Source organism: Actinomycetes bacterium (assembly GCA_036000965.1).
GTDB lineage: Bacteria > Actinomycetota > CALGFH01 > CALGFH01 > CALGFH01 > DASYUT01.
The window spans coordinates 1-3,297 of sequence record DASYUT010000120.1 but is presented as its reverse complement, the minus strand read 5'-3'; the positions used below and the strand labels follow the sequence as shown (position 1 = coordinate 3,297).

Annotated in this window: 5 protein-coding genes; 4 read left to right on the top strand and 1 reads right to left on the bottom strand. The window is 69.1% G+C overall.

All coding sequences use genetic code 11. The features are described from left to right. Positions 1-783: ISAs1 family transposase (locus VG276_09975; protein ID HEV8649712.1), on the bottom strand; the 783-nt coding region annotated here is incomplete at its 3' end. A 188-nt stretch (positions 784-971) separates the two neighbouring features. Between VG276_09975 and VG276_09970 the strand changes: the two genes are divergently transcribed. From VG276_09970 to VG276_09955, 4 genes are all read left to right on the top strand, one after another. Beyond that, the gene (locus tag VG276_09970; GenBank protein HEV8649711.1) at positions 972-1,100 is read left to right on the top strand and encodes a hypothetical protein; all 129 of its coding nucleotides are present in this window, start codon (positions 972-974) and stop codon (positions 1,098-1,100) included. 84 nt (positions 1,101-1,184) lie between these two features. Beyond that, the gene (locus VG276_09965; GenBank protein HEV8649710.1) at positions 1,185-1,448 is read left to right on the top strand and encodes a type II toxin-antitoxin system HicA family toxin; all 264 of its coding nucleotides are present in this window, start codon (positions 1,185-1,187) and stop codon (positions 1,446-1,448) included. 202 nt (positions 1,449-1,650) lie between these two features. Next, the gene (locus VG276_09960) at positions 1,651-2,085 is read left to right on the top strand and encodes a hypothetical protein (protein ID HEV8649709.1); all 435 of its coding nucleotides are present in this window, start codon (positions 1,651-1,653) and stop codon (positions 2,083-2,085) included. Then, positions 2,082-2,924, top strand: coding sequence for an alpha/beta hydrolase (locus tag VG276_09955; GenBank protein ID HEV8649708.1), 843 nt, complete (start codon positions 2,082-2,084; stop codon positions 2,922-2,924). Before VG276_09960 ends, VG276_09955 begins: the two co-directional genes overlap by 4 nt. The last annotated feature ends 373 nt before the right edge of the window (positions 2,925-3,297 follow it).

Here is a 3,297-nt window from a genome sequence, read left to right as displayed (position 1 = left end):
GCCGTGGCCGCGGTCGCGGGTGTGGTCGGCGATCGGGATATCGCGCCACGGCAGGGTGGCGAGTTGATGGTAGAGGCTGGGCTGGTTGGCCTTGACGATCAGGATGTACGCGGCGTGTTTGTGGGTGACCAGCCAGTCGGCATGCTCGCGTTGGGTGTGCATGGCGTCGGCGGTGATGACCCGGCCGGCCAGGTCCAGGCCGTCCAGCAGTGGCTGGAACCCGGTGATCTCGTTGGTCTTGGTGTCGACGTCGGTCTGGGTCAGGACCGCGCGGGTGGCGTGGTCCATGGCGGCCAGCAGGTGGACCTGCGGGAGGGGGTGGTGGCCGCTGCCGCGCAGGGTCTTGCCGTCGACGGCGACCGCCCGCCGCGGCGGGCGGGGTGGTGGCGGTGACGGCTGCTGGGCAGCCAGCCAGGCGCCGATGGCGCGGTCCAGCGCGTCGGCGTCGATGCGGGCCAGCACGCGGCGCACGGTGGCCTCGCCGGGTGGCCGCCAGGTGCCGGTGAGCAGGTCACGGCGCACCCCGAGCGCGGCCAGCACCTGGCCGGGCGCGTCGCTGGCCCACTCGCCGATCGCGGCAAGCGATCTCGCGCCGGTCAACACCGCGCACACCGCCACGGCCAGCACGGTGGCAGGCGTGTGCCGTCGGCCGCGTCGGTGGCGTGGGTCGGCGATCTGGGCGAGGGAGTCGAGCAGGTCACGGTATTGCCCGGGTGCCAGCGCGGCGGGTGCGTCCAGCCGCTGGGCAACGGCGGCAATGGGGGATGATGGAGGGGCAGGCACGGTCTTCCGGACTGGTCATGGGCTTCGATACCCGCATGATCGCCGGGAACCGTGCCTGTACTACATGCAGCCCAGTCCACTCACCCGAGCATCACCAACCAGACAAGCCCGCACTATGCCGAGGCCCTGGGCTACCCCCCGAGCTCAATCCGGTCGAGCCGCTGTGGGCCAGCCTCAAGGGCACCGGGTTGGCCAACCTGGCCGGTGACACCCTGGAGGAGATCATTGCGGCGGTCGAGCGTGGCATCCAGCGGATCCGGGCTACCCTGCACCTGCCGTTTTCGTTCCTGCGCCGCTGCGGACTGTCCCCATGGTGAGAACCACGTCACTGGAACCGGCGACCTTCGTCGGCCTCACTCATGCGGGTAGCCCGTGACGACGCAGACTGAGGAGGACGCCTCGTGGCAGCGGACCTCAACCACCACCATCGCGTCACGCTCGAGAAGATCTTCAGCCACCCGTTGAGCGGCAACGTCGAGTGGCGCCAGGTGCTGTCGCTTCTGGAGGCCGTCGGAACGACAACCCAGGAGCCCAACGGCAAGGTCAAGGTCGAGCTCGGCGGCGAGACCCAGGTCCTGCAGCCGCCAGACGACAAGGACCTCGACCGACAGCTGATCGTTGACCTGCGTCGGATGCTCACCAACGCCGGCTTCGACCCGAGCTAGCGGAGCCATTCGCTGCCTTTACGCGGCCCGGCCAAAGGGGCCGCAGGCGGCATTACAGAGCTTCGCGCTCCAGCCGGCGTCCTGGTCGGCGCGCCGCGAGGCCGCGACTGGCCAGTCGCGCTGGCCACCGGCAGATGCGAACGCCGGCCGACGCCAACGATGCTTGTAGTCGCCTACCGAGGGGACCTACCGAGGGGGACCCATGGACTTCTCCGCGAAGCTCGACGATCTCCAGCAACGTGCCGCCCATGCCAAGGCGGCGGCCCAGGCGGCTGTGTCGGAGTCCCGTGAGCAGCTGCGCCAGCGTATCGACCAGGCCAAGGTGGACGTGGACCTGGCCGCCATGGACGCCGGGCAGCAGGTCGGTGAGGCCGCGGCCAGTGCCCGCAGCAAGTGGGCCCAGATGAAGGCCGACGCCGCCGCCAAGCTGGACGACTTCGAAGCGAAGATGGACAGGCGGGCCGACCAGCGGGATGCCAAGCTTGCCGCCCGCCAGGCAGATGGGACGGAAGCTGACGCCGCCGACGCGATCGAGTTCGCCGCCTGGACGGTCGACCACGCGCGGCTGGCCGTGCTGGACGCCATCGACACCCGGGTCTACGCCGACGAACTCGCCCAGCAAGGGAGGCGGCAATGAGCAGAACCGAGGACCGCACAGGCGGCGACCTTCGTGAGGGCTACGCCGAGGTCGGCGACATACGATTGCATTACGTCGAAACCGGCGATGGGCCGCTGATCGTTCTGCTGCACGGCTTCCCCGAGTTCTGGTACGGCTGGCGGCTGCAGATCAAACCGCTCGCGGCGGCGGGATTCCGCGTCGTTGCACCCGACATGCGCGGCTACAACCTGTCATCGCGGCCGGACGGCGTCGCGGCCTACGACACCGACCGGCTGGCCGCCGACATCCGCGGTCTCATCCAAGAACGCGGCGCCGAGTCCGCGCTACTGGTCGGTCACGACTGGGGCGGAACCGTCGCCTGGGCCACCGCGATGCACCACCCCGAGGTCGTGGACCGGCTGGCCATCCTCAACGCGGCCCATCCGCGGAAGCTATCGCAGGGACTGCACCACCCGGGCCAGCTCCGCAAGTCCTGGTACTTCTTCTTCTTCCAGCTCCCGGAGCTGCCCGAAAGCGTCGTGCACGCCGACGGTTGGCGGTTCTTCCGGCACTTTGTGGACGACGCCCGGCCGGCCGGCCTATACGCCGGAGGAGATCGACCGCTACGTCGAGGCGTGGTCGCAGCCAGGCGCGGCAACCGGGATGATCAACTACTACCGGTCCTCGGTGCGAACCTCGCCCAAGCGCGCCGAAGCGGCGCTTCGCCCGATCAGCGCGCCCACCCTGGTCATTTGGGGGCAACGCGATCGCTACCTCGGCCCAGAACTAGCCGAGCCCGAGCACGACGATGTGCCCAACCTCGACCGCGTCGAGCGCCTGCCCGACGCGTCGCACTGGGTCCATCACGACGAGCCTGAGCGCGTCACAAAACTGCTCATCGACTTCTTCGCCCCCGCCCTGCCAACCGAGAACCGCTGATGTCGACCAGGTAATCACTCGACCGAGCTAGCCACATGACCGGGGAAGGTGCTAAGGCCCCCTGACTGCGGCCGGATAGTGATGTGAGCACTCGCTTTACTGGGAACGCCTGCTGACCGCAGCCGTCATGACAGCGGCCGCCGCTTGGGGTGGTAAGGCAGATGGCTGAAGTCCCGGGGACGTCGTCGCGGCAGCGGTGGACCCTGGTGCTGGTGTGCACGGCGGCGTTCATGTTGCTGCTGGATATCACCGTGGTGAGCGTGGCGCTGCCATCGATTCAGCGGGATCTGCGGGCGAGCCTGCCGGACCTGC